Genomic DNA, 26253 nt, shown 5'->3' on the forward strand with positions numbered 1-26253 from the left:
CGCGTACCGCCGCTTCCCCTGTCGCCAAAATGCCCCGAATGGCGGCAAAATTCCCGTCAAGGACGCGAAAGTCCTGACATCCGCCCGACGCCGGAAAACGCGCTCAATCCGACTTGAGAAACTTTCATGCAAACCCAGACCTTGCTTGCGTACACCCTGGTCGCCGCCGTCAGCGTCGTCACCCCCGGCCCGGCCAGCATCCTGGCCATGCGCAACGGCGCCGCCGGCGGCCTGCGCGCGGTGCTGCCGTCGTCGCTGGGCAACGTCACCGGCCTGTTCCTGCTGTCCGCCGCCGCCATGCTGGGCCTGGGCGTGGTGCTGCAATCGTCCGCCCTGCTGTTCGCCGCCCTCAAGATCGCCGGCGCCGCCTACCTGATCTACCTGGGCCTGCGCCACCTGCTGGGCCGCAGCAGCGTGGCCGCGACGCCGCCGGACAGCCAGGGCCGCCCGCCGCGCGGCGCGCTGGCCCTGTACCTCGAAGCCGCCTTCGTGGCCGGCCTGAATCCCAAGCCCATCCTGTTCTTCACCGCGCTGTTCCCGCAGTTCCTGAACGCGGCCGAACCGCTGCTGCCGCAGTTCTTCATCCTGACCGGCATCTTCATGGGCCTGTCGCTGCCCTCGCTGCTGGCCTACGGCCTGCTGGCGCGCCGCGCCCGCCGCCTGTTCCAGCAACCGCGCGCGGTGCGCTGGATCAACCGGGCGGTGGGCTCGGTATTCGTCGCCTTCGGCGTGGCATTGCTGCGCCTGAAGCGCGCCGGCGCCTGAGGGCGCGGCGCGTCCGGCGAATGTGCCGGAAATAAAAAAGGGCCGCATTGATGCGGCCCTTTTTGCTGATCGCGGCGATCAGGACGCCGAGGTCGCGCCGATCTGCTTGGGCGCCAGCTTCGGATTGAGCGTATAGGTGCCGGTCAGCGACGCCTGCGCCAGCACGTGCTTCTGGATGGCGCGCAACGCGTCCTCGCCGGTGAACGCCCCCTGCAGGTTCAGCGTGTGCACGTCCAGCGCGTACAGCGTGAACACGTAGCGATGCACCAGCGCGTCGTTCCAGGGCGGGCATGGGCCGTCATAGCCGAAGTAGTCGCCGCTCATGTCGTGGTCGTTGGCGAACCAGGACGAATACGAGTTGATGCCCTGGCGGGCATCCAGCGGCGCCAGCGGGCCGCCCTTGCCGCGCGGCGTGATGCCGCTGGAAAAGGCGCCTTCGTCGATGTCGCGCATGTCGGCGGCCAGGTCCACCAGCACCCAGTGGAAGAAATCCACCCGCGGCAGGTCGGCCGGCACCTCGCGGCCTTCCTGGTTGACGTCGTCGGGCTTGGAGGGAACGTCCGGGTCGTGGCAGATCAAGGCGAACGACTGCGTGCCCGCCGGGACGTCGTCCCAGGAAAACTGCGGGTTGAAGTTGTCAGCCAGCGCGACGTGCGATTGCGCATCGATCTTGCCGAAGGCGTAGCGCTCCGGAATCGACTCGTGATCGGAAAAAGACAAACTCGAAAGTTTCATGTCGTGCTCCTTGAAGTGCTGCGAAGGCATTCCAGCCTTGAACGTCCCTCCAGCGTATCAAAATCTTCGCGATTATGGGTTCAACTTAACACGCGCGAACTTGCGCTTGCCCACCTGGACGACGTAAGTCCCTGCGGGCAGTTGCAACGATTTGTCTTCCACCCGGTCGCCATTGACGCGCACCCCGCCCTGCTCGACGTTGCGCTGCGCCTCGGAACCCGACGCCACCAGGCCGGCTTCGCGCAGCAGCTTGAGGATGCCGACCGGCGCGCCGCCGATGCTGACCTCGGGCATGTCTTCCGGAATCGCGCCGTCGCGGAAACGCGCCTCGAACGTGGCCAGCGCGTCCTCGGCCGCCTTGGCGGAATGGAAGCGGGCGATGATTTCCTGGGCCAGCATGACCTTGGCGTCGCGCGGATTGCGGCCGCCCTCGATCTCCTGGCGCAGCGCGGCGATGTCTTCCAGCGAGCGGAACGACAGCAGCTCGAAGTAACGCCACATCAGCGTGTCGGAAATCGACATCAGCTTGCCGAACATCGAATCGGGCGACTCCGAAATGCCGATGTAGTTGCCCTTGGACTTGGACATCTTCTCGACACCGTCGGTGCCGACCAGCAGCGGCATCGTCAGGATGCACTGCGGCTCCTGGCCATACTCCTTCTGCAGCTCGCGGCCGACCAGCAAGTTGAACTTCTGATCGGTGCCCCCCAGCTCCAGATCGGACTTCAGCGCCACCGAGTCGTAACCCTGCATCAGCGGGTACAGGAATTCATGCACCGAGATCGGGATGCCGCCCTTGAAGCGCTTGGTGAAATCCTCGCGTTCCATCATGCGCGCCACGGTATAGCGCGACGCCAGCTGGATCATGCCGCGGGCGCCCAGCGGGTCACACCACTCGGAGTTGTAACGGATCTCGGTGCGGGCCGGATCCAGCACCAGGCTGGCCTGCGCATAGTAGGTCTTGGCGTTGGCCTCGATCTGCTCGCGCGTCAGCGGCGGACGGGTGCTGTTGCGGCCGCTGGGGTCGCCGATGGTCGAGGTGAAGTCGCCGATCAGGAAGATGACCTCGTGGCCCAGGTCCTGCAACTGGCGCATCTTGTTGAGCACGACGGTGTGGCCCAGGTGGATGTCCGGCGCGGTCGGATCCAGCCCCAGCTTGATCCGCAGCGGCACGCCGGTGGCGCGGCTGCGGGCCAGCTTGCGGGCGAATTCGGCTTCGACCAGCAGTTCATCGCATCCGCGCTTGGCAATACGCAGATCGGCTTCGACTTCGGGAGTGATGGGGGCTTCTGAGGGTGACATGTATGGGGGGCCGCGACGGCTTCAGCCGATAAAAAGGTGTAAAAAGTGACGAAAACTATCGAAAATTCTAGCCGAATCAGCTAGGATACCGCCCTAATCATACGCAACTGTCATATATACGCAGTTGCGCACCGGTCTACCACCCGCTGTTCACAAGTTGCGCCCCGCGCCAGCCCTTGCCCCGGAAAACGTGGCGCGCGGGGGCCGTTCGTGTCACGCACCCTGCGAGCTCAAGCCACCTGAGAGGGTATCTTCACGATGAATCGTGGCCTCCACGACATGGCGAGTAGCATCAAGCGCAAAGTTGCTGCCGTGTTTGCGCCCGTCGAGCCCAAGCCCCATCGCTCGGGACTTCTCCGCCGCACTCTTCTCGTCACCGCAATGGGTCTGTTTGCCGGCGCCGCCGCCTTGGGCATGGTGCAGCAACCCGACCGCAGCGAAATCCCCCCCACCCGCGTCATCCAGAGCATCCTGCCGCTGACCACCGAACAGGTCGAAGTCAGCACGCCCAGCGCCGCGCCGTATATCAGCGAAACCCGCATCCGCGCGGGCGACACGCTGGCCGCCGTGCTGCAGCGCCTGGAACTGGATTCGCCGGATCTGCAGACCTTCCTCACCCACGACGCCAGCGCGCGCAGCATCTACAAGCTGTACCCGGGTCGTTCGGTGCAGGCCGCGACCGACGCGGAAGGCAACCTGATCTGGCTGCGCTACATCCACACCCCCGGCAACGAGACCGACGGCCAGGTCGTCACCCGCATGCTGCACGTGGCGCGCACCGACAACGGCTACAAGGCCGAGGAAATCACCGAGAGCACCGATCGCCAGACCCGCGTCGCCGTGGGCACGATCCGCTCCTCGCTGTTCGGCGCCACCGATGCCGCCGGCATCCCGGATTCGGTCACCATGCAAATGGCCGACATCCTCAGCGCCAAGATCGACTTCCTGCGCGACCTGCGCCAGGGCGACCAGTTCCGCGTGGTCTACGAAGTGCGCTCGCACGACGGCCGCTACGCTGGCGCCGGCCGCGTGCTGGCCCTGGAATTCATCAACGGCGGCAAGACCTACTCCGCCGTCTGGTTCAGCGCCGACAACAAGACCGGCTCGTACTACGACTTCGACGGCACCAGCCTGCGCGGCGCGTTCCTGCGCACCGCCCTGAAGTTCAGCCGCATCAGCTCGACGTTCGGCATGCGCATGCATCCGATCCACAAGACCTGGACGGGCCACAAGGGCGTGGACTACGCCGCGCCCTCGGGCACGCCGATCCACTCCACGGCCGACGGCACGGTGGAGTTCTCGGGCTGGCAGAACGGCTACGGCAACGTGGTCATCATCAAGCACCACGGCAAGTACTCGACGCTGTACGCTCACCAGAGCCGCATCGCCGAAGGCATCACCAAGGGCAGCAAGATCTCGCAGGGCCAACTGATCGGCTACGTCGGCGCCACCGGCTGGGCCACCGGTCCGCACCTGCACTACGAGTTCCGCGTGGACAACCAGCCGATCGACCCGCTGTCGGTCGACCTGCCCGTCGCCCGCGCCCTGGAACCGGCCGAGATCCGCGCCTTCAACCAGGCCGTGGCGCCGTACAAGCAGCAGATCCAGCTGCTCACCGAATTCCAGCAGACCCTGCCCGACGCGCTGACCAACGTGGCCAGCCGCTAAGCCGGACCTGCATGACGCACCCGCAAGGCGGCCCGCGCATCTCGATGCCGGGCCGCTTTTTTTCAGGCGGCATCCGACATGACGACACCCCAGCATTTCATCGGCCTGATGTCCGGCACCAGCGTGGACGGCGTCGACGGCGTCCTGGCGCGCCTGCGCGACGGCCAGCCGCCGCAGGTGCTGGCCAGCGCCAGCCTGCCCATGCCGGCCGCGCTGCGCGCCGAATTCCTGGCGCTGAACCTGGCCGGCGACGACGAACTGGCGCGCGGCGCGCTGGCCGCCAATGCGCTGGCGCGCCTGTATGCGCAGGCGGTGGCCGACCTGCTGGCCGGCGCCGGGCTGCGGGCGCAGGACGTCGCCGCCATCGGCGCCCACGGCCAGACCGTGCGCCACCGCCCCGACAGCGGCTACACCGTGCAGTTGAACGCGCCCGCCCTGCTGGCCGAGCTGACCGGCATCGACGTGGTGGCGGACTTCCGCAGCCGCGACGTGGCCGCCGGCGGCCAGGGCGCGCCGCTGGTGCCGCCGTTCCATGCGGCCGTGTTCGGCGCGCCGCAAGGCCGCGCCGTGCTCAACCTGGGCGGCATCGCCAACGTCACGCTGCTGGCGCCGGGACAGGCCCCGCGCGGCTTCGACACCGGCCCGGCCAACGTCTTCCTGGACGGCTGGTGCCAGCGGCATCTGGGCCAGTCCTACGATGCCGACGGCCGCTGGGCGGCCACTGGCCAGGTGCTGGCGCCGCTGCTGGAACAACTGGTCGCGAGCGAACCCTGGTTCGCGCTGCCGCCGCCCAAATCGACCGGCCGCGACCTCTTCAACATGCGCTGGCTGGACGACCGGCTGGCCGCCTATGACGGCCCCACGCCGGCGCCTCAGGACGTGCAGGCCACCCTGCAGCGCCTGACGGCCCGCACCGTGGCCAACGCCATCGACGCCGCCGGCGACGACGTGCGCGAGCTCTATGTGTGCGGCGGCGGCGCCCACAATCCGGGGCTGATGCGCGAGTTGGCGTATTGCCTGCAGCGTCCGGTGCATGCCACCGATGCGCTGGGCGTCCCGGCGCAGCAGGTCGAGGCGCTGGCCTTCGCCTGGCTGGCGCAGGCCTTCCTGGCACGACGGCCCGCCGGCCTGCCCAGCGTCACCGGCGCCCGCGGCCCGCGCATCCTGGGCGCGCTCTACCCGGCCTGACGCGCCGCTCGCGCCCAGCAAAAAGCCCCTCGGCAAACCGAAGGGCTTTTTTATTGGCCGCACGGACGGCGCCGGCCGTCATGGCGGCGACACGCCGCGCGCGGAATTACACCGAGAACGACGAACCGCAGCCGCAGGTGGTGCTGGCGTTGGGATTGCGGATGACGAACTGGGCGCCTTCCAGGTCTTCCTTGTAGTCGATCTCGGCGCCGACCAGGTACTGGAAGCTCATAGGGTCGACCAGCAGTTGCACGCCAGCCTTGTCCAGCACGGTGTCGTCTTCGTTGACGACTTCATCGAACGTGAAACCGTACTGGAAACCCGAACAGCCGCCACCCTGCACGAACACGCGCAGCTTCAGCTCGGGATTGCCTTCCTCGGCCAGCAGGTCCTTGACCTTGGCGGCTGCCGAGTCGGTGAACACCAGGGGAGCAGGCGGGGCGGCCTGCAGGTCGACGGTTTCGGTCACTGCATTCATGATTCACTCCTGGCCGCTGGGGCCGTATTCCGATGAGCGGCTGCGCCACTCGCATGTAGTCACTATAGCGCAGGCGCCGCCCGGACTCAAAGTTCGAGCTTGACACTGCGGGAGGCGCGGACCACATCGCCCTCCAGGACACTGATGGTCACGCTTTCGGGGACAAATCCCTCGGGCACCGCCAGGACGCCCTGGCTGCGCTGGTACTGGTCGAACTGCAATGCCAGGGAGGCGGCCGTCGTGGTTTCGCCGGTGGCGGGCACCGGCCCGCTTTCGGCCTTGACCAGCATCGGCGCCAGGTCGACGGTGACGGTTTCGCCCTTGAGCGTGCCGGTGGCCTGGAACCGCAGCGTGCCGGCGAACGGGGCCGCGCCATTGCGGCCGCTGCGCATCAGCAGCACTTTGTAGCGCAAGCCGCCGCCGTCGCGGTCGATCTGGGCGCCGCGAATATCCACGGTGCCTTCCGGCCCCGGCGGCAGCAATTGTTCATAGAACGCCAGCTGATCGCGCACCCGGCCGACTTCGGCCTGCGCCGCGTGCAGCTGGGTTTCGAGTTCCTGGCGCGCCGAGCGCTCGATCACGAGCTCGCCGTCGGCGGTGTCGAGCTGGCCGCGGGTGTAGCGCAGCTGGACCGCCTGCTGGCGCATGGCTTCGTCGCGCGCCTCGGCCTGGTCGGCGCTGAGCACCACCGCGTCCTTGGGCTGGTAGACGCCACGGGCGTAGTAATAGCCGGCCGCGGCCCCCACCAGCACGCCCGCCAGCACGCCGGCGGCAACCCGCAGGCCAAGGCCGGGGCGGGAGGTTCGAGGTGTGGCGGAAGAATCGTTGGACATGGAAAGCGGGCCGGCGGGCTTGCCGCCGGCCCGGCGCGGCATCAGGGCAGGATCGCGACCTGGTCGAGACCGACGGTCTCGGGGAAGCCGAACATCAGGTTCATGTTCTGCACGGCCTGGCCGGCCGCGCCCTTCACCAGGTTGTCCTGCACCACCATGATGATGAGCTGGTCGCCGCCGCCCGGACGCGACAACGCGATGCGCAGGTTGTTGGAAGCGCGCACCGAGCGCGTCTCGGGCAGGCTCCCGGCGGGCATGACGTCGACGAACGCCTCGTCGGCGTAGCGCTGCTCGAACAGGGCCTGGAAGTCGGTGTCGCGCGCCTCGGGCTTGATGCGGGCGTAGATGGTCGAGTACATGCCGCGGATCATCGGCACCAGGTGCGGCACGAAGGTCAGGCCGACCTTGCCGCCGGCGATCTTCTCGAGCTGGGCGACGATTTCGGGATGGTGGCGGTGGCCGGCCACGCCGTAGGCCTTGAAGTTGTCCGAGGCCTCGGAGAACAGCGAACCGACTTCGGCCTTGCGGCCGGCGCCCGACACGCCCGACTTGCAGTCGGCGATCAGGGTCTGCGCATCAACCAGCTGCTTGCCGCCTTCGAGCAGCGGGGCCAGGCCCAGCAGCACGGTGGTCGGGTAGCAGCCCGGGTTGCCGATCACGCGCGCCTTGGAGATGGCTTCGCGGTTCAGCTCGACCAGGCCGTACTGAGATTCAGCCAGGATGTCCGGGCACGTATGGGGAATCTTGTACCAGCGTTCGAAGGTGGGCACGTCCTGCAGGCGGAAGTCCGCGGCCAGGTCGATGACCTTGGTGCCGGCGGCGATCAGTTCCTGGGCCTGGGCCATGGCCACGCCATGGGGCGTGGCGAAGAACACCACGTCGCAGTCGGTCAGCGTGGCCTTTTCCGGCGAGGAAAAGGCGATCTGCACGCGGCCGCGCAGGTTCGGGTACATGTCGGCCACCGGCAGCCCGTCTTCCTTGCGGGACGTGATGGCGGTCAATTCCACATGGGGATGCTGCGACAGCAAGCGCAGCAGTTCGACGCCGGTGTAACCGGTGCCGCCGACGATACCAACCTTGATGCGGGAGTTCGATGCTTGGGCCATGATGTGTGCTCTTCGTAGAACGAGGCTCGATTGTATCGCTCGGACAACCGGCCTTGCCGCCACGCCTGAAAGCGCGCGGCGACCGGTGTCCGACCGGACGAAGCCCGCGGAGTTCCGCGGGCCTGGATCGGGGCCTGGGCCCCGGGATGTAAAAAAAAGCCCGCACGAGGCGGGCTTTTTTCGCAGCGATTAACGCTTGCTGAACTGCTTGCGACGGCGCGCCTTGCGGAAGCCGACCTTCTTGCGTTCGACTTCGCGGGCATCGCGGGTCACGAAACCAGCTTGCGACAGCGCGGGCTTCAGGGTCGCGTCGTAGTCGATCAGGGCACGCGTGATGCCGTGACGGACTGCGCCGGCCTGGCCGGTTTCACCGCCGCCGTGCACGTTGACCTTGATGTCGAACGATTCCAGGTGGCCGGTCAGTTCCAGCGGCTGGCGCACGACCATGCGGCCGGTTTCACGAGCGAAGAACTCGTCGACGGGCTTGCCGTTGACGACGATCTTGCCGGTGCCCTTCTTGATGAAAACGCGAGCCACCGAAGTTTTGCGACGGCCGGTTCCGTAGTTCCAGTTACCGATCATGGCGTTTCCTTAGATATCCAGCGTCTTGGGCTGCTGGGCGGTGTGCGGGTGCTCGGCACCGGCATAGACCTTCAGCTTCTTGATCATGGCGTAGCCCAGAGGACCCTTGGGCAGCATGCCCTTGACAGCCTTCTGGATGGCGCGACCGGGAAAACGCTCTTGCATCTTCTCGAAGTTCGTTTCGCGGATACCGCCCGGGTACGTGGTGTGGCGGAAGTACTTCTTGTCCTTCGCCTTGGTACCGGTAACGACGATATCGGAAGCGTTGATGATGACGATGTAATCGCCAGTATCAACGTGCGGCGTGAATTCAGGTTTGTGCTTGCCACGCAGACGACGTGCGACTTCGCTGGCCACACGACCGAGGACTTTGCCCTTGGCGTCGATCACAAACCAGTCACGTTGGACTTCATGCGGCTTGGCCACAAAGGTCTTCATGATGGTTCCTAGATATGAAAAATGGTCTCTGACTGGACGATCCAGCCAGGCTTTTTCCCTCAACTAGACGATGGAACCGGCGTCTTTCCAGCAACTGGGTTTCAGTGCCGGGGTCAACCGATCGCTTTTCAGCCGTTCCATTGTCCCTATCGACGTCCCGCCTAAGCGTTATTACCCGCCCGTGCAATGGTCAAAATGAGGGAAAGCCTGAAATTCTACCACGGATGCTCAAAAAATGGGCAATCGTGGTCGGATCCAGGCAAATGAACAGCCGCTCCCTGGGGAGCGGCTGTCGCATTCTTAAAAAGGGACACAAGTGCAGCCGTTTCGGCCCCGCCCCGTGCCCCGCCGCGCGGCGCGGATCAGGCGCCCAGGTAGGCTTCCAGCACCCGCGGATGGCCCAGCAGCCCGCGGCCGGTGCCCGACAGCGCCATGGCGCCGTTCTCCAGCACGTAGCCGTGCTGGGCGATCTTGAGCGCCTGGCGCACGTTCTGCTCCACCAGGAACAGGGTCAGGCCGTCGGCGTTGATCGCCCGCAGCGAGCGGAAGATTTCCTGCACCACGATCGGCGCCAGGCCCATCGACGGCTCGTCCAGCAGCAACAGGCGCGGCTTGGCCATCAGGGCGCGGCCGATCGCCAGCATCTGCTGTTCGCCGCCGGAGAGGTTGCCGGCGATGCCGGTGATCCGCTCTTTCAGGCGCGGGAACAGGTTGAAGACGTATTCCAGGTCCGAGTCGACGTTCTTCAGGCCGCGGCGGTAGGCGCCCAGCTCGAGGTTTTCCAACACGGTCATGGTGGTGAGGATGGCCCGGCCTTCCGGCACCTGGACGATGCCGCGCGCCACCAGTTGGTGCGGCGCCAGGTTGGTGACGTCCTCGCCTTCGAACAGGATCTTGCCGCGCGCCTTGGGCAGCAGGCCCGACAGGGCCAGCAGCGTGGTCGACTTGCCGGCGCCGTTGGCGCCGACCAGGGCGGTGATTTCCTTGGCTTCCAGGTCCAGGTCGATGCCGCGGACGGCCTCGATGTGGCCGTAGTTGACCTCGAGTCCGCGGACTTCCAGCATTGCGCTCATTGTGCGGCCTCCGCGTTGTCGATGTCGTCGTCGTCCTCGCGACCCAGGTAGGCCTCGATGACCTGCTCGTTGTTGCGGATCTCTTCGGGTCCGCCGCAAGCGATGATCTTGCCGAAGTTCAGCACCGCGATGCGTTCGCACAGCCCCATCACGAAGCGCATGTCGTGCTCGATCATGAGGATGGTGTAGCCGCGGTCGCGGATCGCCAGGATCTCGCGCATCAACTCGGCGCGCTCGCCGGTGTTCATGCCGGCCACCGGCTCGTCCAGCAGCAGCAGCTTGGGCTCGGTGGCCAGCGCGCGCGCCAGCTCCAGGCGGCGCTGTTCGCCGTACGACAGGTTGTCGGCCAGGTCGTTGGCCTTGTGGTCCAGGCGCATCCACGTCAGCAGCTCGTGGGCGCGCTCGCGGGCGCGCTTCTCGTGCTCGCGGTAGCCCGGCAGGCCCAGCAGCAGGCTGGGGAAGCCGTAGTTCATGTGGCGATAGGCGCCCACCACCACGTTCTCCAGCAGCGTCATCTCCTTGAAGAGACGGATGTTCTGGAAAGTGCGGGCGATGCCCATGCGGGTGATGGCGTGCGGCTTGCGGCGCAGCAGGCTTTCACCCTTGAAGGCGATGCCGCCGCCGCTGGGCGGCAGCAGGCCGGTGATCAGGTTGAACACCGTGGTCTTGCCGGCGCCGTTGGGGCCGATCAGGCCGAAGATCGCGCCCTCGGGCACCGACAGGCTGACGTCATGCAGCACGTGCAGGCCGCCGAAGCTCTTGGAAACGGAGGTCAGCTCAAGCATGGCGCTTGCCTCCTTGACGCATCCAGCGCTTGAAGCGCGCCGGATCCCAGATGCCTTGCGGCAGGAACAGCACAATCACCACCAGGATCACTCCGTTGATGACCAGGCGGAAATCCGCGAAACCGCGCAGCATCTCGGGCAGCACGGTAATGATGAAGCTGCCGAGCACGGGACCGGCCAGGCCGCCGATACCGCCCAGGATGGCCATCGTCAGGATTTCAACGCCACGGTCGAAGCCGTATTCGTTGGGGCCGATGAAGAAGGTCAGGTGCGCGTTGAGGGCGCCGGCCAGGCCGGCGATCATCGCGCCCGCCACGAAGGCCAGCATCTTGTTGGCGCGCACGTCGATGCCCATCAGGCCCGCCGCGGTCTCGTCGCCGCGGATGGCCTCGAAGGCGCGTCCGATCTTGGAGGCGCGCACGCGCCACAGCACGAACAGCACGATGACGACCGCCAGGATGACGTGCCACCACTGCGTCAGCTGCGGAATGCCGTTCAGGCCCAGCGCGCCGCCGGTGATCGACTCGGTGTTCAGCACCGTCACCCGCACCACTTCGCCGAAGCCCAGCGTGGCCATGGCGAGGTAGACCCCTGACAGCCGCAAGGTCGGCAACCCGATCAGCGCCGCCACCAGGGCTGGCGCCGCCATGCCGCCGGCCAGCGCGACCGGGAACGAGACGTCGTAGTTCATGGTGAGCAACGCCGCCGCGTAGGCGCCGATGCCCATGAAGGCCGCATTGGCCATGGCCAGCATGCCGCAGGCAAGCGTCAGCCAGATGGAGAGGGCCAGCAGGGCGTTGGTGCCGAGCGTCAGCACCAGGTTGCCATAGATGGCCCAGAAGTTTTCGAATCCGCTCATACTCACGCCTTGCGTTGAACCACTTTGCCGAACAGACCTTGCGGGCGCACCAGCAGGATCAGGAACAGCAGGCCGAATGCCACCGCGTCGCGCATGGTGGAGCCGATGTAGGCCACCGACAGCACTTCAGCGAAGCCCAGGAACAGCCCGCCCAGCATGGCGCCACGAATGTCGCCCATGCCGCCGAGGATGATGACCGCGATGCCCTTGTGCAGCATCGGCTGGCCCATCAGCGGGAACAGCGCATTCGAGTACAGGCCGATCAGCACGCCCGCGACCCCGCCCAATGCGGCGGCGGCGAACGAGGTGGTGATGAAGAGCTTTTCGACGTTGATGCCCAGCAGCCAGGCGGCCTTGGGCGATTCGGCAATGGCGCGCAGGGCGCGGCCGAACTGCGTGCGACGCATCACGAACATCAGCAGGGCCATCAGCGCGAACGACAGGAAGATGATGCCCAGTTCGATCACGGTCAGGTGCAGGCCGGCGATCTCGATGACTTCCTCGGGCACGGTGCCGTGCGGGAAGCGCAGGTTGCTGGCGCCGAAGATGCCTTGCGCGCCATTGTTCAGGATGATGCCCACGCCGATCGTGGCGATCATGGGGATCAAGTGGGGTGCGTTGCGTTTACGCAGCGGCTTGAGCACCAGGTAGTCGATGATGACCCCGGTGAAGCCGGCAACGAAAAATGCCACCATCAGCGCCGCCCACAGGGGCAGGCCGAAATGCTGCACCACGGAGAGCGCCGCGTAGGCCCCCACCATGAAGACGGCGCCATGCGCGAGGTTGATCACCCCGAGCACGCCGAATACCAGCGTGAAGCCCAGCGCGAACAGTGCGTACACACAGCCCAGCGACAAGGCGTTAACGAATTGTTGTTCCAACATGATGGGACATATTCCAAATCAAAAAAGAGCCTCCACGCTGCGCCCCCTGCGTGGACTTGCCGCTCGCCAGGCTCGGCTTCGGGACCCGGGGCAGGCCTGTGTAAGGCCTTCCACGCCGCGCATTGCGTGGACCTGCCGCCCTGAGAGAGCCGTTCTATTCCTGGGGAGTCCTACGATAAAAAGCGCCTTGCGGACCGCGGCCAGCCGCCGTCCGCAAGGCGCATCCCCCCGCGCGGGGATGCGGACTGCTTACTTCTCGATGACGTACTTGCCGTCCTTGGTCACGCTGACGATCGGCGCCTGGTCGGCGTCGTAGCCGGCGGGCTTGCCGGCGCGGTCGGTGGCCTGGCGGAACTTGAAGGCACCGGTGGCGCCGGTCCATTGGACCGACGGCAGCGCGTCACGCAGGGCGGCGCGATCCTTGGCCAGTTCGCCGGAGATCTTGGTGTTCTTCAGGGCCTGGGCGACGATGTACATGGCGTCGTACGACTGCGCGGCGAACTGGTCGGGCGCGCCGTTGAACTTGGCCTTGTAGGCGTCGATGAACTTGACGTTCTCGGGGGCCTTGTTCTCGATCGACCACGGGCTGCCGATCCACAGGTTGTTCGACGCGCCGCCGGGGGCCAGGTCGAAGATCTTGACCGAGTTCATGCCGTTGCCGCCGATGACGGGCACGTTCAGGCCCAGTTGGCGGGCCTGCACCATGATCGGGGCGCCTTCGGCCAGCAGCGCCGACAGCACGATGGCGTCGGGGTTGGTGCCCTTGATCTTGGTCAGCTGGGCCTTGAAGTCGACGTCGCCCTTGGCGAACGTTTCGGTCGTGGTGACCGGGATCTTCTGGTCTTCCAGGGCCTTCTTGAAGTTGTCGTAGCCGCTCTTGGTGAAGACGTCGTCGTTGCCGTACAGCACGGCCACGTTCTTCAGGCCGGTCTTGGCCTTCACGGTGGAGATGGTGGCCGGCAGCACGTCGGCTTCGGTGACCGAGTTGCGGAACACGTAGTTGCCGATCGAGGTGATACCGTCGGCGGTGTTGGAGGTGCCGAAGGCGACCGTCTTGGCGGCCTGGGCGACCGGATCGGCGGCCTGGGCCGAGTTCGACAGCGTCGGGCCGAAGACCATCAGGACGTTGTCCTTGAAGATCAGCTTCTTGAAGACGTTGATGGCTTCTTCTTTCTTGCCTTGCTCGTCCTCGACCACCAGCACGATCTTGTTGCCGTTGATCCCGCCCGCGGCGTTGATCTCGTCAGCCGCCAGTTGGAAACCGTTGCGGATCGACACGCCGTACTGGGCGGCGCCGCCCGACAGGGCCTCGGCCACGCCCAGCTTGATGTCGGCCGCATGGGCAGCCGGGACGATACCGGCGGCGATCAGCGCGGCCAGCAGCTTCTTGGTCTTCGATTGCATGGTTGATACCACCTTAAAGTCTGTCTCGGAATGTTGGTTATCCAGGCCGGGATGTTCCCGCCGGATTGACGTCGAATGGCGCCTGAAGGCGTCACGTTTGCGCGTCAAGACCCGGGATATTACTCCTTTGTATCAGGCCGAAACTCGAATGCCGTTCAACAAAAGGAGCAAAACCGCCCATTTTTTTGTAAAAAAACCGGGGTTATCAGCGAAAACCCCACCTCCAACCGAATGCCATTCGGCATCCGGACCTGCCATCAGCTGCGCGCCGACAGCGCCACGCCCAGGTACTGGTCGTAGGCGCCGCGGGTCAGGCGGAACCAGGGCATCGCGCTGTCGCGAAAGCCCATGTAGTTGTCGTGGATCGCCTTGAACTTCGGGTCTTTCTCGCTCAAGTCCTTGTAGACCTGCAGGGACGCCTCGAACGCCGCGTCCATGACCGAGCGCGGCAAGGCGCGCACCTGCGCGCCGGCCGCGACCAGTTGGGCCAGCGCGGCGGGATTGCGGGCGGCGTAGGCCGCCGTGGTGCGGGTGTGCGCGGCCAGGGCGGCGGCCTCGAGCACGGCCTGGTAGTGCTTGGGCAGCTTGGCCCAGGCCTCTTCATTGATATAGAGCGACAGCTGTTCGCTGGCGGCCCACCAGCTGGGGCCGTAATAGAACCTGGCGGTCTTGTTCAGGCCCAGCTTGCCATCGTCGTAGGCGCCGGCGCCGGCCACGGCATCCGGGCCCGTCCTGGCTGCGCCATCGGCCGGCTTGGCATTGTCGGCGGGCTTGGCGGCATCGGCCGGCTTTGCGCCCTCGGCCGGTTTCGCGTCCTTGGTCGCCTCAGCCGGCTTGGCGTCCTTGATCGCCTCAGCCGGCTTGGCCTCCTTGGTCGCTTCGGCCGGCTTGGCCTCCTTGGCGGCCTCGGCGCCCTTCCCCTCATCGGCCTGCCCGGCCGCTCCGGCCTGCTGCGTCGCCACGCCCAGGTGCGCCAGCACCTGCGCCGCCAGGCCGTCGACGCGCATTCTCAGGTCTTTCAGGTCGGTCGCGCGCTTGATCTCGCGGTTGGACCACAGGCCCATCTGCGAACCGGTGTTGCCGAGCGGGAAGTTGATGATCTTCTGCGCCTTGAACAGCTCGCGCGTCAGGCGCAGGCCGTCGCCTTCGAGCATCCAGGCGTTCATCTGGCCCGCGTCGAGCCCGAACGGCACCGCCGAATCGAAGCAGAAGGCGGGGTTTTTGGCGAAGTAGATGCCTGACGAGACGTGGGCGCACTCGACCTTGGCGGCGCCGACCGCGTCCATCAGTTCCGCCGCGGGCGCGATCTCGCCGTCGGCCAGCTGGCGGATGCTGAACTTGCCGCCGGTGGCGTCGGAGACGAATTTGCGGAAGATCTCGCCGGCGCCGAAGCGCAGGTCCAGCGCGGCCGGGAAGCCGGACGCCAGGCGCCAGCTGATCGAGGGGGAATCCTGCGCCAGGGCGGGAGCGCTGATCGCCGCCCCCGTCGCCACGGCGCCCAGGCCGGCCTGCTTCAAGAATGAACGTCGTTGCATCTCTTTGCTCCTCTACAGCGATACCAGTTTGAGCAATACCCGCCGGATATTACACGTTGCAATCGTGCCTGACGGCTAGAGGAATTCCCGAGCGGTCAAGGATTGCAAAGCGCGCGCAAACGACAACGCCCGCCTGTCGGAGCCCGCGGGCCCCGCGCAGGCGGGCGTTGCCAGGGCGACGCGGAATCAGGTGCCCGCGATCGCCATCTGCTCGATCAGGATCGAGCCGGTGGTCTTGGTGCCGCGCGAGATCGTGTCGGCGCCCACCGCGACGATCTGGCGGAACATGTCCGACAGGTTGCCGGCGATGGTGATTTCCTGCACCGCGTGCTGGATCTGGCCGTTCTCGACCCAGTAGCCGAACGCGCCGCGCGAGTAGTCGCCGGTGACGTAGTTCACGCCCTGCCCGATCAGCTCGGTGACCAGGAAGCCGGTGCCCATCTTCTTGAGCATGGCTTCGAAGTCGTCGCCGCGGCGCGTCAGCGTGGAGCTGAAGACCAGGTTGTGCGAGCCGCCGGCGTTGCCGGTGGTCTGCATGCCGAGCTTGCGCGCGGTGTAGGAAGACAGGAAATAGCCTTCCAGCACGCCGGCCGACACCACGCTGCGCTTGCGGGTGCGCACGCCCTCGTCGTCGAACGGCGAGCTGCCCATGGCGCCGCGGATGTGCGGGTCTTCGGTCAGATTGATGTGTTCGGGGAAGATCGGCTTGCCCAGGGCGTCGAGCAGGAAGCTGGCCTTGCGGTACAGCGCGCCGCCGTTGGCGGCCTGCGTCAGGGCGCCGACCAGGCCGAGCGCCAGCGGCGCCTCGAACAGGACCGGGAACTTGCCGGTGCGGATGCGGCGGGCCGACAGGCGCGACAGGGTGCGCTCGGCGGCGTAGCGGCCGACGGCCTCGGGCGTGGCCAGCTTGGCCGGATCGCGCTCGGAGGTGTACCAGTAGTCGCGCTGCATGCCGTTGCCGCGCCCGGCGATGGGCGCCACCGACAGGCTGTGGCGCGAATACGGGTAGCCGCCCAGGAAGCCACGGGTGTTGCCCATGACGAACTGGCCTTCGTAGGTGCCGACCGTGGCGCCATCGGTATTGGTGATGCGCGCATCGACCTCGCGCGCGGCGCGTTCGGCGCGCAGCGCCAGCTCGGCGGCTTCCTCGGTGGACACCGTCCAGGCGCGATGCAGGTCGAGGTCGGGGAATTCGGTGGCCAGCTGGTCGGCGTCGGGCAGGCCGGCGGCCGGGTCGGCGGCGGTATGGCGGGCGATGTGCCAGGCGGCTTCGACCGTCTGGCGCAGCGCGGCTTCGGAGAAGTCGGAGGTCGAGGCGGAGCCGCGGCTCTGGCCGGCGTAGACCGTCAGGTCGAGCGAGCGGTCACGGGTCTGTTCGACGGTCTCGATGTCGTTCTTGCGCACCGATACCGACAGGCCCAGGCTTTCGGAAACTTCGGCCGCGGCGTCCGAGGCGCCGATCTGGCGCGCGTAGGCCAGCGTTTGCTCGACGAGTTCGGAAAAACGCGCGTGATTGGCCGCCAGCGGCAAGGAGGAGGAGGATTTGACCATTGCTGTCCAATTTGCAGAGACGGTTATCATAGCCAAGTCTGTCATTGCGCAGTTTTCCATGAATTCCCATATCGAAGAAGAATCCACCGACGGCTACGACGAGAACGGCTACGATCGTCCCAGCAAGTCCCAGGTCAAGCGCGACATGCACGCGCTGCTGGACCTGGGCAAGCAGCTGATCGAACTGTCCCCCGATCGCCTCAAGCAGTTGCCCCTGGCCGAACGCCTCTACGAGGCGATCCGCGAGGCGCAGCGCACCACCAGCCGCGAAGGCCGGCGCCGCCAGACCCACTTCGTGGGCAAGCTGATGCGCGACGCGCCCGCCGACGAGATCCGCGCCCAGCTCGACGTCTGGGAAAACGGCTCGCGCGAGGAAACCGCGGCCATGCACCGCCTGGAAACCCTGCGCGACCGCCTGCTCGACGACGACGAGGCCCTGACCAAGCTGCTGAACGACAATCCGCAGGCGGATGTGCAGCAGCTGCGCGCGGTGATTCGCGCCGCCCGCAAGGAAAAGGCGGCCAACGCCGCCCTGCTGCAAGGCCAGGAACCGCAGAAAAAGCACTATCGCGCGCTGTTCCAGACCCTCAAGACCCTCACCCACTGATTGCGCCCGCCGTCCATGAACGCCCCGACCGACCTGCTCGATTGCATCGAGATCGAAACCGCCCCCAACCCCACGCACGCCGTGATCTGGCTGCACGGCCTGGGCGCCGACGGCAACGACTTCGCGCCCATCGTGCCGGAACTCGACCTGCCGGCCGGCCTGGGCGTGCGCTTCGTTTTCCCCAATGCCCCGGTGCAGCGCGTCACCATCAACAACGGCATGGCGATGCGTTCCTGGTACGACATCCTGGTGATGGACCTGGTACGGGTGGAAGACGCCAAGGGTATCCGCGCCTCGGAAGCCGCGATCCACAAGCTGATCGCGCGCGAGAACGCGCGCGGCATCCCGACCTCGAACATCGTGCTGGCGGGCTTCTCGCAAGGCTGCGCCATGACCCTGCACACGGGCCTGCGCCTGCAGGACAAGCTGGCCGGCATGATGGGCCTGTCGGGCTACCTGCCGCTGCTGGACAGCGCCGAGGCCGAGCGCGCCCCGGCCAACCAGCGCACCCCGATCTTCATGGCCCACGGCCTGTACGACCCGGTGGTGTCGCTGCCGCGCGCCGAGGCCTCGCGGGCCGAGCTGGAGCGCCTGGGCTACGACGTGCGCTGGCACACCTACCCCATGCCGCACTCGGTCTGCGCCGAGGAAGTGGCCGACATCTCGCGCTTCCTGAACCAGGTCCTGGCCTGACGCGGGCGGCGCGCGCCGCGCCGCTGCCCCCCGGGCTCGGACTCTCCGGGCCATTCAAACGGGGGATTCCCCTGCCTTGTATACCAAGTGGTATTCCAGCGCCGGATTTTCCGGTGCCGGCTGACGCTCGCCCCTAGAGAAAACGCCAATATCAAAACGCTTGTGGGCCGTGATTGTTGAATATAGTATTCAATCACGCCGTATCGGCCCGGGCAAAAAAAGCGTTCGGGCTTCCCTGTTGTTGCAGTCGATCCATCCCATTGGCCGTGTCGCGCCGGGTTTCGGCGAGGCATTCAGACGCAGGAGAAAGTCCCGTGAAGCCCTTGCCATTGCCCCGCCGGGCAGCCGTGGCGCTGCTTGCCGCGCTCGCCGCCGTCGTCCCCTTCGCCAGCCACGGCGAAACCCTGAATCCCCCCGTGAAGGTGCGCTACGAAGAGGTGGTGCGCTCGATTCTGTACGTGCCCAAGTACGTTGCCTTGTCGCAGGGCTACTTCAAGGACGCCGGGCTGGACGTGTCCATGAAGACCTCGCAGGGCACCGACAAGGGCATGACCGCCCTGCTCTCGGGCAGCGCCGACATCGTGCTGATCGGCCCCGAGGCCTCGATCTACGTGCAGAACAGCGAATCGCCGGTCAAGCCGAAGATCTTCGCCGGGCTGACCGCCACCGACGGCTTCTTCCTGCTGGCGCGCAAGCCGGTCGAGAAATTCGACTGGAGCATGCTCAAGGGCAAGGAGGTGATCGGCTTCCGGCCCGGCTCCAACCCCATCGTGTTCCTGGAGACCGCGCTGCGCAAGCACGGCCTGGACCCGCAGAAGGACGTCAAGCTGCTCAACAACATCGGCATCCCCGCGCGCGCCGGCGCCTGGATGGCCGGCCAGGGCGAGTACGGCATCTTCCTGGAACCCGAGGCCGGCGAGCTGGTGCGCAACGGCAAGGGCTACATCGTGGCCTCGGTCGGCCACGAGGTCGGCCAGGTGGACTACACGGTCTTCACCGCCACCGACAAGTACATCCGCGACAACCCCAAGGTGATCCAGGCCTGGACCAACGTGGTGGCGCGCGCGGAGAAGTACGTGAAGGACACGCCGGCGGCCACGCTGGCGCCGCAGATCATGAGCTACTTCCCCGGCATGGACGCGGCCGCGGTGACCGACGCCATCGAGCGCTACAAGCAGTACCAGATCTGGAAGACCACGCCGCTGGTGACGGCCGAGGCCATGAACCAGCTGCAGGACATGCTGATCGCCAGCGCGGTGATGAAGGACGGCGCCCGCGTCAAATACGAGGACGTGGTGGTGGCCGACTTCGCCAGGAAGGTGCCGTGATGAGCGCCGTCGTCCACAACCTCAAGCCGGACCCCGCCACGGCCAAGATCGAACTGCGCGATGTCTGTTTGAGCTATTTCACGCCGGAAGGCGAGACCGAAGCGCTGTCGCAGGTGTCGTTCGCGCTGGCGCCGGGCGAATTCGTCAGCCTGATCGGCCAGAGCGGCTGTGGCAAGAGCACGCTGCTGTCGCTGATCGCCGGCCTGCACGCGCCGACCTCGGGCACGGTGATGATCGACGGCCAGGCGGTCACCGAACCCAATCCGCGCATCGGCTACATGCTGCAGCAGGACTATCTGTTCGAGTGGCGCACCATCCTCGACAACGTCATGCTGGGCGCCGAGATCCAGGGCCGGCGCGATGCGCGCAGCGAGGCGCGGGCCGTGCACCTGCTGGAAAAGTGCGGGCTGGGCGCGTTCCTGTCGCACACGCCGCGCCAGCTGTCGGGCGGCATGCGCCAGCGCGCGGCGCTGGCGCGCACGCTGGTCACCGAGCCCGACGTGATCCTGCTGGATGAACCGTTCTCGGCGCTCGACTCGCAGACCCGGCTGGCGATCTCCGACGAGGTCGTCGACATCCTGCGGCGCGAGGGCAAGACGGTGGTGCTGGTGACCCACGACATCGGCGAGGCCATCGCCATGACCGACCGCGTCATCGTGCTGTCGCGCCGGCCCGGCCGGCTCAAGAGCCAATACCGCATCCACTACGGCGACGGCGCCCGCCCGACGCCGTTCCAGGCCCGCTCGCGGCCGGAATTCAATGCCTACTTCAAACAGCTCTGGGACGAGCTGGACGTCCATGTGGAGGGTTGAGCCGTGAACGCACCGATTGCCAACACCGTGCCGCTGCGCGCCGTGCCCGCGCCCAGCCAGAAGTACCTGGACTACCTGCGGCGCGACCGCGCCCGCCGCCGCAACATCCGCATCGCCCAGGCGCTGCTGCTGGTGGTGTTCCTGTGCGCCTGGGAAATCCTGCCGCGCATGCACATCCTGAACCCGCTGCTGACCAGCTATCCGAGCGCGCTGTGGCCGACCTTCCTGGAGCTGTGGAGCCACGGCAACCTGGCCCAACACATCGCCACCACGCTGTCGGCCACGCTGGTCGGCTTCACGCTCAGCATGGTGATCGGCATCGTCGTCGCCGCCGCGCTGTGGTGGTCGGACTTCCTGTACAAGGTGCTGGACCCGTTCCTGGTGGTGGCCAACGCCATGCCCAAGATCGCCTTCGTGCCGATCTTCTACCTGTGGCTGGGGTCGGACTACGCGGTCTATGGCATGGCCGTGGCCATCGCCGTGTTCGTGACCATCATGGTGGTGTATGCCGGCTTTCGCGCCATCGACCTGAACAAGGTCAAGCTGGCCCGCACCTTCGGCGCCAGCCGCTGGCAGGTGCTGACCAAGGTGGTGCTGCCGGGCAGCGTGCCGACCCTGATCGCCGCGGTCAAGATGAACATCGGCCTGGCGCTGGTGGGCGTCATCGTCGGCGAATTCCAGTCGGCCGACTCGGGCCTGGGCTTTCTCATCATGAACGGCAGCCAGGTCTTCAAGCTGAACATCGTCATGACCGCGATCACCATGCTGGCGCTGATCTCCAGCGTGATGTATCTGGTGGTGTACCGCATCGAAGCCGCCGTGGCGCGGCGCTACGGATAAGGAGCCGCCATGCAGATTCCGCAATGGGTCCAGGACCGCGTCATCGCCCGCCAGGGCTGCCTGCATCCCTACGACAACCTGCCCGGCGCCCGCACCGCGGTGGTGGTGATCGACATGCAGCAGTATTTCACGCTGCCCGGCTACCAGGGCGAATGCGCCGCGGCGCGCGACATCATCGCGCCGGTCAACCGCCTGTGCGACGCGGTGCGCGCGGCCGGCGGCACGGTGGTCTGGGTGCAGACCGCCTCCGACAACGCCGACGCCTTCTGGTCGCACCACCACGGCGTGATGCTGACGCCGGAGCGCAGCGCGCGGCGCCTGGAAACGCTGCGCCGCGACGCGCCGGGCTACGCCCTGCATCCGGACCTGCGGCCGGCCGACAGCGACCTGCGCGTGACCAAGCGCTTCTACAGCGCCATGGCCACGGGCTCGTCGGAACTGGAACCGCTGCTGCGCGGACGCGGCGTGGACACGCTGCTGATCGCCGGCACGGTCACCAACGTCTGCTGCGAATCGACCGCGCGCGACGCGATGATGCGCGACTTCCGCACCATCATGGTGGACGACGCGCTGGCCGCGGTGACGCCGGCCGAGCACGAAAACGCCCTGCATGGCTGGCTGCTGTTCTTCGGCGACGTGCTGTCGGTGGACGAGGTGTCGACGCGGCTGCGGCCGGCGCAGGCCGCCCGCAAGACGGCCTGAACGCGCGCCGCGGCGATCGGCGCGGCGCCGGCCGGCGCCGCGTCAGTCCAGGTCCAGCCAGACCCGCCGCATGGTCGGGTCTTCCGGATCCGGATCGTTGGTGAACCCCAGGCTGGTCATCAGCGACAGCATCGGCCGGTTGGTCGACAGCACCAGGCCATCGATGTATTCCAGCCCCTGCTCGCGCGCCGCGTCGATCAGCGCCGTCATCAGCTGGCGGCCCAGGCCGCGCCGCTGCCAGTCGTCGCCGATCACCAGCGCGTATTCCGCGCCGCGCCCGTCGGGGTTGCGCAGATAGTGCGCAAAACCGACCAGCACTTCGTGCGGGTGGCCGCGGTTGGCCGGGTTGGGCACCTGGGTGGCGGCCACCAGCGCCAGCTCGCGGTGGTAGTCCACCTGGGTGTAGCGCGACACCATGCGCGGCGTCAGCTCGCGCATCATCGACACGAAGCGCATGTAGCGCGAGCGTTCCGACAGGCCGCGGATGAAGTCCTGCAGCGGCTGGCCGTCCTCGGGGCGGATCGGCCGCAGCACCCACGGGATGCCGTCGGCGAAGCGGCGCACCTGCACCAGGCGCGCCGGGTACGGGTGGATCGCCATGTGCGGGTAGCCGGCGGTCTGCGGCGTTTCGCAGCCCGGCGTCTCGGCCAGCATCATGCGCAGGCCGCCGGCGCGCAGATGGGTTTCGCCGGCATAGAGCGGATCGATGTCGAGCGTCTCGATGTCAGGCAGTTCCGACACCATCTCCGAGACCAGCACCAGCGCCTGCTGCAGCGCCTCGGCGGCCAGGTGGCCGACGCGCGGCGCCAGCACCCGGCGCCACAGGCGGCTGCGCTCGATCATCTGGCGCGCCAGGAAGCCGTTGAGCGGCGGCAGGTCGATGCCGCGGTCGGATTGCGACAGCACCGCGTCCGGGCCGCCGGCGCCGAAGCGGATGACCGGTCCGAACTGCGGGTCGCGCCGCACCCGGATCGCCATGGGGCGGGATTCCGGCTCGGCCGCGGCCACGTCCACCGGCATGTCGCGCAGCGGCACGTAGAACAGCGCCAGCAGCGCGCGGATCTCCGCGGTATTCAATTCGCGCCGGCAATCGGCCCGCACCCGCGCCAGGATCTCGCGCGCGGCGGCCAGGTCGGGCACGTGGGTGGCCGGCTCGGGCGGCTGGGTCTGCAGCAGCAGTTGCTGGTTGTAGTGGTGCGTGGCCAGCACGCCGAAGGCGTCGGCCGCGGATTCGGGCGTGCGGAACGCCGAGGTGCCGGCGTCGTCCAGCATGCGCCGCAACGGCCGCATGCCGGCGTCGCCCATGAAGCAGGTGACCACCGGCTTCCTGGCCTTGGGCGCGATCAGCGCCAGTTCGCGCGCCACCGCCGGCATGTCGGCCAGCGCGTCGGGCGCCAGCAGCACCAGCACGCCGTCCACGCCGGTGTCGTCCAGCACCACGTCGAGGATGGCGCGGATGCGTTCGGGCGTCAGCGGCACGTAGGTGATGACCGGGTTGGTGCTGGCCGCGTCCGGCTCCAGCATCGCCGCCAGCGCGCGCTGCGTGGCCGGCGCCAGGTCGGCGCGCAGCACCGCGGCGTCGGGGCCGATCAGGTCCATGGCCAGCTGGGGCGGGCCGCTGCCGTTGGAGATCAGCGCCACGCGCCGGCCCTTGGGACGGCGCGTGTAACCCAGCACCTTGACCGCCGAGAACAGCTGCACGAAGTAGCGCACCCGCACCGCGCCGGCGCGCCGCAGGGCCGCGTCGAAGATGGCGTCGGCGCTGTCGGTGTCGGCGCGGCCGGCCTTGAGCACGATGACCGGCTTGACGCTGGCCGCGGCCCGCAGCGTGCTCATGAATTCGCGCGCCGGGCCGACGTCTTCCAGGTACAGCACGATGCTGTCGGTGCGCGGGTCGCTGGCCAGATAGTCCAGCACCTTGGACAGGCCCACCACCGCCTCGTCGCCCAGCGACACGGCGGTGGAAAAGCCGATGTGCACGTCCTCGGCCCAGTCCATGACGGCGGCCATGATGGAGCGCGACTGCGCCAGCAGCGCCACGCGGCCGGCGCGCGCCAGCACCGGGTGCTGGCTCAGGTTCAGCCCGGCATGCGGCCGCTGGGCGCCGAACGAGCGCGGTCCCAGCAGTTCGCAGCGGTTTTCCTCGGCCCAGGCGCGGCACAGCGCCAGCGTGCCGCGCGGATACGGATCGGGCAGTTCGTGCGGCAGCAGGATGACCGCGCGCGGCGCCAGCGGCGCCAGCCGGCGCAGGGTCTCGGGCAGCACGGCGGGCGAGACGCAAACCAGGGCCAGATCGGGCCGCTCGCCGGCGGCCAGGCCCTGGAGCGCGTCCGGCAGGTCGGGCGCGGCGCCGGCGTCGCAGGCCACCACCGTGGTTTTCGCCTTGAGCGCGGGCGACAGGGAGCCCGCCGCCGGCAGCGGCCGATCGGCGACGATCACCAGCGAACCGGGTTCGAACATCGGGGCAAGAGCGTGTCGCAGCATGGCGGGAACAGGCACTAATCTAAAATAGCGTTCATCGTAACAAGACAACCCCCACGTCCGCTTGATCCAGGCCCAGGCCGCCGCCGCTTCGTGGCGCCGCAGCCGCTATCATTGCTTCCTATGACTTCCAACGCCTCCTCCCCCATCCGTACCCGCTTCGCGCCTTCGCCCACGGGCTTCCTGCACCTGGGCGGCGCCCGCACCGCGCTGTTCTCCTGGGCCTTCGCGCGCCACCACAAGGGCACTTTCGTGCTGCGCATCGAAGACACGGACGTCGAACGCTCGACGCCGGAAGCGGTGCAGGCCATCCTGGACAGCATGGACTGGCTCGGCATGCAGCCGGACGAAGGCCCGTTCTACCAGATGCAGCGCATGGACCGCTACCGCGAAGTGGTCGCCCAGATGCTGGCCGCCGGCACCGCCTACCACTGCTACAGCTCGCCCGAGGAAGTCGAGGCCATGCGCGAGGCGGCCCGCGCCCGCGGCGACAAGCCGCGCTACGACGGCACCTGGCGCCCCGAGCCCGGCAAGACCCTGCCGCCGGTGCCCGAAGGCCGCAAGCCGGTGGTGCGCTTCAAGAACCCCCAGGACGGCGCCACCGCCTGGAACGACATGGTCAAGGGCCCCATCAGCTTCGACAACACCGAGCTGGACGACCTGATCATCGCGCGCCCTGACGGCACCCCCACCTACAACTTCTGCGTGGTGGTGGACGACTGGGACATGGGCATCACCCACGTGCTGCGCGGCGATGACCACGTCAACAACACCCCGCGCCAGATCAACATCCTGCGCGCGCTGGGCGCCACCCTGCCCGAATACGGCCACGTGCCCATGATCCTCGGCCCGGACGGCGAAAAGCTGTCCAAGCGCCACGGCGCGGTCAACGTCATGGAATACGACAACGAGGGCTACCTGCCCGAGGCCATGATCAACTACCTGGCGCGCCTGGGCTGGAGCCACGGCGACGACGAACTCTTCAGCCGCGACCAGCTGGTGGAATGGTTCGACACCCGCCACCTGTCCAAGTCGGCCTCGCAGTGGGACCCCAAGAAGCTGAACTGGGTCAACGCCCACTACATCAAGCAGATGGACAACGCCGAACTGGCCGAGCGCGTGGCGCCGCGCGTCGCCCATCGCGGCGGCTACCCGGAAAAGATCGACCTGCCGGGCGTGATGGGCCTGCTCAAGGACCGCGCCGAGACCCTGGAACAGCTGGCCGACGGCGCCATGTTGTTCTGCGGTGAATTCAAGCCGGCCGCGCCGGAGCTGGTCGAACAGCACCTGACCGCCGCCGCCCGCGAGGCGCTGGCCGACTTCGCCCAGCGCGCCCAGGGCACCGACTGGACCCGCGAGGCCATCTCGGCGCTGATCAAGGCGGTGCTGGCCGACCGCGGCCTGAAGATGCCGCAACTGGCGATCCCGCTGCGCGTGGCCGTCACCGGCCAGACCCAGACGCCCGCGGTCGACGCGGTGCTGGCCCTGCTGGGCAAGGACGTCGTGATCAAGCGCCTGGCCGCGATCTGATCGGGCTCGCGCCCACGAAAAAGCCCCGAACGGCCAGGCCGGACGGGGCTTTTTTTTCGGCCTCGCGACCGGCC

25 protein-coding genes are annotated in these 26253 nt (G+C 67.4%); 10 read left to right on the plus strand and 15 right to left on the minus strand.

Annotated features, from left to right (window positions below; genetic code table 11):
- Window positions 1-126: 126 nt before the first annotated feature.
- Window positions 127-765, plus strand: a complete 639-nt coding sequence (locus tag AC1HFW_RS17400; protein WP_006392796.1) for a LysE family translocator — start codon at window positions 127-129, stop codon at window positions 763-765.
- A 78-nt stretch (window positions 766-843) separates the two neighbouring features.
- Here the strand turns inward: AC1HFW_RS17400 and AC1HFW_RS17405 are convergent, their stop codons facing one another.
- Both AC1HFW_RS17405 and tyrS read right to left on the minus strand, forming a co-directional pair.
- Window positions 844-1500, minus strand: coding sequence for a YbhB/YbcL family Raf kinase inhibitor-like protein (locus AC1HFW_RS17405; RefSeq protein ID WP_006392795.1), 657 nt, complete (start codon window positions 1498-1500; stop codon window positions 844-846).
- A 72-nt stretch (window positions 1501-1572) separates the two neighbouring features.
- Window positions 1573-2802, minus strand: coding sequence for a tyrosine--tRNA ligase (gene tyrS / locus AC1HFW_RS17410; RefSeq protein ID WP_479284601.1), 1230 nt, complete (start codon window positions 2800-2802; stop codon window positions 1573-1575).
- Window positions 2803-3060: 258 nt separating this feature from the next.
- On the opposite strand from tyrS, the gene AC1HFW_RS17415 reads away from it, so the two are divergent.
- On the plus strand, window positions 3061-4470 hold the full coding sequence (locus AC1HFW_RS17415; protein WP_035359964.1) for a M23 family metallopeptidase: 1410 nt from the start codon (window positions 3061-3063) through the stop codon (window positions 4468-4470).
- A gap of 78 nt (window positions 4471-4548) precedes the next feature.
- Window positions 4549-5658 (plus strand): anhydro-N-acetylmuramic acid kinase, encoded by a 1110-nt coding sequence (locus tag AC1HFW_RS17420; RefSeq protein ID WP_479284603.1) that lies wholly within the window; start codon window positions 4549-4551, stop codon window positions 5656-5658.
- A gap of 106 nt (window positions 5659-5764) precedes the next feature.
- Here AC1HFW_RS17420 and erpA read toward each other — a convergent pair whose 3' ends face one another.
- From erpA to pmbA, 12 genes are all read right to left on the minus strand, one after another.
- Window positions 5765-6136 carry an iron-sulfur cluster insertion protein ErpA gene (erpA, locus tag AC1HFW_RS17425; protein ID WP_006388644.1) on the minus strand — a complete coding sequence of 124 codons (372 nt, stop codon included), beginning with the start codon at window positions 6134-6136 and terminating at the stop codon, window positions 5765-5767.
- 86 nt (window positions 6137-6222) lie between these two features.
- Complete coding sequence (locus tag AC1HFW_RS17430) at window positions 6223-6969, minus strand: DUF6776 family protein (RefSeq protein WP_061074417.1); 747 nt, start codon at window positions 6967-6969, stop codon at window positions 6223-6225.
- 41 nt (window positions 6970-7010) lie between these two features.
- Window positions 7011-8075 carry an N-acetyl-gamma-glutamyl-phosphate reductase gene (argC, locus tag AC1HFW_RS17435; RefSeq protein ID WP_006392790.1) on the minus strand — a complete coding sequence of 355 codons (1065 nt, stop codon included), beginning with the start codon at window positions 8073-8075 and terminating at the stop codon, window positions 7011-7013.
- 189 nt (window positions 8076-8264) lie between these two features.
- Window positions 8265-8657 (minus strand): 30S ribosomal protein S9, encoded by a 393-nt coding sequence (gene rpsI, locus AC1HFW_RS17440; RefSeq protein ID WP_006388641.1) that lies wholly within the window; start codon window positions 8655-8657, stop codon window positions 8265-8267.
- Between the two features lie 9 nt (window positions 8658-8666).
- The gene (gene rplM / locus AC1HFW_RS17445) at window positions 8667-9095 is read right to left on the minus strand and encodes a 50S ribosomal protein L13 (RefSeq protein ID WP_006217309.1); all 429 of its coding nucleotides are present in this window, start codon (window positions 9093-9095) and stop codon (window positions 8667-8669) included.
- 362 nt (window positions 9096-9457) lie between these two features.
- Window positions 9458-10168, minus strand: coding sequence for an ABC transporter ATP-binding protein (locus tag AC1HFW_RS17450; RefSeq protein WP_006392789.1), 711 nt, complete (start codon window positions 10166-10168; stop codon window positions 9458-9460).
- Window positions 10165-10953: an ABC transporter ATP-binding protein gene (locus tag AC1HFW_RS17455; protein WP_006392788.1), complete on the minus strand. Its 789-nt coding sequence runs from the start codon at window positions 10951-10953 to the stop codon at window positions 10165-10167. The genes AC1HFW_RS17450 and AC1HFW_RS17455 overlap by 4 nt, the downstream gene beginning before the upstream one ends.
- On the minus strand, window positions 10946-11812 hold the full coding sequence (locus AC1HFW_RS17460; protein WP_006392787.1) for a branched-chain amino acid ABC transporter permease: 867 nt from the start codon (window positions 11810-11812) through the stop codon (window positions 10946-10948). The genes AC1HFW_RS17455 and AC1HFW_RS17460 overlap by 8 nt, the downstream gene beginning before the upstream one ends.
- Window positions 11813-11814: 2 nt before the next feature.
- Window positions 11815-12696: a branched-chain amino acid ABC transporter permease gene (locus AC1HFW_RS17465; RefSeq protein ID WP_006388637.1), complete on the minus strand. Its 882-nt coding sequence runs from the start codon at window positions 12694-12696 to the stop codon at window positions 11815-11817.
- 249 nt (window positions 12697-12945) lie between these two features.
- Window positions 12946-14100 (minus strand): ABC transporter substrate-binding protein, encoded by a 1155-nt coding sequence (locus AC1HFW_RS17470; protein WP_006392786.1) that lies wholly within the window; start codon window positions 14098-14100, stop codon window positions 12946-12948.
- A 257-nt stretch (window positions 14101-14357) separates the two neighbouring features.
- Window positions 14358-15635, minus strand: a complete 1278-nt coding sequence (locus AC1HFW_RS17475; protein ID WP_479284608.1) for a TRAP transporter substrate-binding protein — start codon at window positions 15633-15635, stop codon at window positions 14358-14360.
- 186 nt (window positions 15636-15821) lie between these two features.
- Window positions 15822-17186: a metalloprotease PmbA gene (gene pmbA, locus AC1HFW_RS17480; RefSeq protein ID WP_006392784.1), complete on the minus strand. Its 1365-nt coding sequence runs from the start codon at window positions 17184-17186 to the stop codon at window positions 15822-15824.
- Window positions 17187-17244: 58 nt separating this feature from the next.
- On the opposite strand from pmbA, the gene yjgA reads away from it, so the two are divergent.
- The 6 genes from yjgA (at window position 17245) to AC1HFW_RS17510 (ending at window position 22168) form a co-directional block, all read left to right on the plus strand.
- On the plus strand, window positions 17245-17793 hold the full coding sequence (gene yjgA, locus AC1HFW_RS17485; protein WP_116520526.1) for a ribosome biogenesis factor YjgA: 549 nt from the start codon (window positions 17245-17247) through the stop codon (window positions 17791-17793).
- 15 nt (window positions 17794-17808) lie between these two features.
- The gene (locus tag AC1HFW_RS17490; RefSeq protein WP_061072505.1) at window positions 17809-18486 is read left to right on the plus strand and encodes an alpha/beta hydrolase; all 678 of its coding nucleotides are present in this window, start codon (window positions 17809-17811) and stop codon (window positions 18484-18486) included.
- Window positions 18487-18800: 314 nt separating this feature from the next.
- On the plus strand, window positions 18801-19814 hold the full coding sequence (locus tag AC1HFW_RS17495; RefSeq protein WP_006392781.1) for an ABC transporter substrate-binding protein: 1014 nt from the start codon (window positions 18801-18803) through the stop codon (window positions 19812-19814).
- On the plus strand, window positions 19814-20626 hold the full coding sequence (locus tag AC1HFW_RS17500) for an ABC transporter ATP-binding protein (RefSeq protein ID WP_006388630.1): 813 nt from the start codon (window positions 19814-19816) through the stop codon (window positions 20624-20626). Before AC1HFW_RS17495 ends, AC1HFW_RS17500 begins: the two co-directional genes overlap by 1 nt.
- Before the next feature lie 3 nt (window positions 20627-20629).
- Window positions 20630-21466, plus strand: a complete 837-nt coding sequence (locus AC1HFW_RS17505; protein ID WP_479284611.1) for an ABC transporter permease — start codon at window positions 20630-20632, stop codon at window positions 21464-21466.
- Between the two features lie 9 nt (window positions 21467-21475).
- Window positions 21476-22168 (plus strand): isochorismatase family protein, encoded by a 693-nt coding sequence (locus AC1HFW_RS17510; protein ID WP_479284613.1) that lies wholly within the window; start codon window positions 21476-21478, stop codon window positions 22166-22168.
- A gap of 42 nt (window positions 22169-22210) precedes the next feature.
- Here the strand turns inward: AC1HFW_RS17510 and AC1HFW_RS17515 are convergent, their stop codons facing one another.
- Window positions 22211-24652, minus strand: coding sequence for a bifunctional acetate--CoA ligase family protein/GNAT family N-acetyltransferase (locus AC1HFW_RS17515; RefSeq protein WP_479284614.1), 2442 nt, complete (start codon window positions 24650-24652; stop codon window positions 22211-22213).
- A gap of 120 nt (window positions 24653-24772) precedes the next feature.
- On the opposite strand from AC1HFW_RS17515, the gene gltX reads away from it, so the two are divergent.
- Window positions 24773-26179 (plus strand): glutamate--tRNA ligase, encoded by a 1407-nt coding sequence (gene gltX / locus AC1HFW_RS17520; RefSeq protein WP_479284617.1) that lies wholly within the window; start codon window positions 24773-24775, stop codon window positions 26177-26179.
- Window positions 26180-26253: the final 74 nt, after the last annotated feature.

The organism is Achromobacter sp. ISS7 (assembly GCF_056523125.1).

Excerpts from the sequence above, each read along its gene's own strand:
- AC1HFW_RS17400 (WP_006392796.1), top strand. The coding sequence starts at position 127 with ATGCAAACCCAGACCTTGCTTGCGTACACCCTGGTCGCCGCCGTCAGC.
- AC1HFW_RS17405 (WP_006392795.1), bottom strand. The coding sequence starts at position 1,500 with ATGAAACTTTCGAGTTTGTCTTTTTCCGATCACGAGTCGATTCCGGAG.
- tyrS (WP_479284601.1), bottom strand. The coding sequence starts at position 2,802 with ATGTCACCCTCAGAAGCCCCCATCACTCCCGAAGTCGAAGCCGATCTG.
- AC1HFW_RS17415 (WP_035359964.1), top strand. The coding sequence starts at position 3,061 with ATGAATCGTGGCCTCCACGACATGGCGAGTAGCATCAAGCGCAAAGTT.
- AC1HFW_RS17420 (WP_479284603.1), top strand. The coding sequence starts at position 4,549 with ATGACGACACCCCAGCATTTCATCGGCCTGATGTCCGGCACCAGCGTG.
- erpA (WP_006388644.1), bottom strand. The coding sequence starts at position 6,136 with ATGAATGCAGTGACCGAAACCGTCGACCTGCAGGCCGCCCCGCCTGCT.
- AC1HFW_RS17430 (WP_061074417.1), bottom strand. The coding sequence starts at position 6,969 with ATGTCCAACGATTCTTCCGCCACACCTCGAACCTCCCGCCCCGGCCTT.
- argC (WP_006392790.1), bottom strand. The coding sequence starts at position 8,075 with ATGGCCCAAGCATCGAACTCCCGCATCAAGGTTGGTATCGTCGGCGGC.
- rpsI (WP_006388641.1), bottom strand. The coding sequence starts at position 8,657 with ATGATCGGTAACTGGAACTACGGAACCGGCCGTCGCAAAACTTCGGTG.
- rplM (WP_006217309.1), bottom strand. The coding sequence starts at position 9,095 with ATGAAGACCTTTGTGGCCAAGCCGCATGAAGTCCAACGTGACTGGTTT.
- AC1HFW_RS17450 (WP_006392789.1), bottom strand. The coding sequence starts at position 10,168 with ATGAGCGCAATGCTGGAAGTCCGCGGACTCGAGGTCAACTACGGCCAC.
- AC1HFW_RS17455 (WP_006392788.1), bottom strand. The coding sequence starts at position 10,953 with ATGCTTGAGCTGACCTCCGTTTCCAAGAGCTTCGGCGGCCTGCACGTG.
- AC1HFW_RS17460 (WP_006392787.1), bottom strand. The coding sequence starts at position 11,812 with ATGAGCGGATTCGAAAACTTCTGGGCCATCTATGGCAACCTGGTGCTG.
- AC1HFW_RS17465 (WP_006388637.1), bottom strand. The coding sequence starts at position 12,696 with ATGTTGGAACAACAATTCGTTAACGCCTTGTCGCTGGGCTGTGTGTAC.
- AC1HFW_RS17470 (WP_006392786.1), bottom strand. The coding sequence starts at position 14,100 with ATGCAATCGAAGACCAAGAAGCTGCTGGCCGCGCTGATCGCCGCCGGT.
- AC1HFW_RS17475 (WP_479284608.1), bottom strand. The coding sequence starts at position 15,635 with ATGCAACGACGTTCATTCTTGAAGCAGGCCGGCCTGGGCGCCGTGGCG.
- pmbA (WP_006392784.1), bottom strand. The coding sequence starts at position 17,186 with ATGGTCAAATCCTCCTCCTCCTTGCCGCTGGCGGCCAATCACGCGCGT.
- yjgA (WP_116520526.1), top strand. The coding sequence starts at position 17,245 with ATGAATTCCCATATCGAAGAAGAATCCACCGACGGCTACGACGAGAAC.
- AC1HFW_RS17490 (WP_061072505.1), top strand. The coding sequence starts at position 17,809 with ATGAACGCCCCGACCGACCTGCTCGATTGCATCGAGATCGAAACCGCC.
- AC1HFW_RS17500 (WP_006388630.1), top strand. The coding sequence starts at position 19,814 with ATGAGCGCCGTCGTCCACAACCTCAAGCCGGACCCCGCCACGGCCAAG.
- AC1HFW_RS17510 (WP_479284613.1), top strand. The coding sequence starts at position 21,476 with ATGCAGATTCCGCAATGGGTCCAGGACCGCGTCATCGCCCGCCAGGGC.
- AC1HFW_RS17515 (WP_479284614.1), bottom strand. The coding sequence starts at position 24,652 with ATGCTGCGACACGCTCTTGCCCCGATGTTCGAACCCGGTTCGCTGGTG.
- gltX (WP_479284617.1), top strand. The coding sequence starts at position 24,773 with ATGACTTCCAACGCCTCCTCCCCCATCCGTACCCGCTTCGCGCCTTCG.